This window comes from Neisseria sp. P0021.S007, assembly GCF_051956855.1.
Genome location: NZ_JBQCXA010000804.1, coordinates 1 through 594 on the forward strand (window position 1 = coordinate 1; position 594 = coordinate 594).

Sequence of the window (594 nt, forward strand, 5' to 3'; positions counted from 1 at the left end):
GACCAATATTTGGTGTACCGCCCAGATTGGATTGATGCGTGGCAGGCTGGGAAGCTGCTGGGTTTGGGCGATGATGAGGATTGGCAGGCACGGCTGTGGCGTTATTTGGACGATGGCAGCCAATCTGCGCCGCACCGCGTGGCCTTGTGGGAAAAGCTCTTGGCGCAGTTGGATAAATCGGTCTTGCCGCAAAGGTTGTTTGTATTCGGCATTTCGACAATGGCGCCGATGTATCTGCAATTGCTGCACCAAATTTCCAAGCATTGCGATGTATTTGTGTTTGCGCTCAATCCGAGCAGCCAATATTGGGGCGAGGTCATCGACGAGGCGCAGATTTTGAAAAGGGGCGATGAGGCGGATTTGTCGCAGGCAGGGCATCCGCTGTTGGCTTCTTTGGGCAAGCAGGGGCGCGATTTCTTTGATTTTCTGTCGGAAGTGGAAACCGAGCAGGATATTCAGGTTTATGAAAAGGGAAAAGACGATACCTTATTGCATTGCCTGCAAAACGATATCCAAAACTTAATCATGCCGTCTGAACGCTTATACCAACAGGAAGAAAGCGAAGCAGGCGCGCAGCAGGCTTGGGTTCAGGTT

The 594-nt window shown here is 51.7% G+C and carries 1 protein-coding gene; it reads left to right on the plus strand.

Annotated features, from left to right (window positions below; translation table 11 throughout):
• On the plus strand, positions 1–594 hold a 594-nt coding region (locus ACTHUR_RS16045; RefSeq protein WP_440399671.1), incomplete at both ends, for an exodeoxyribonuclease V subunit gamma.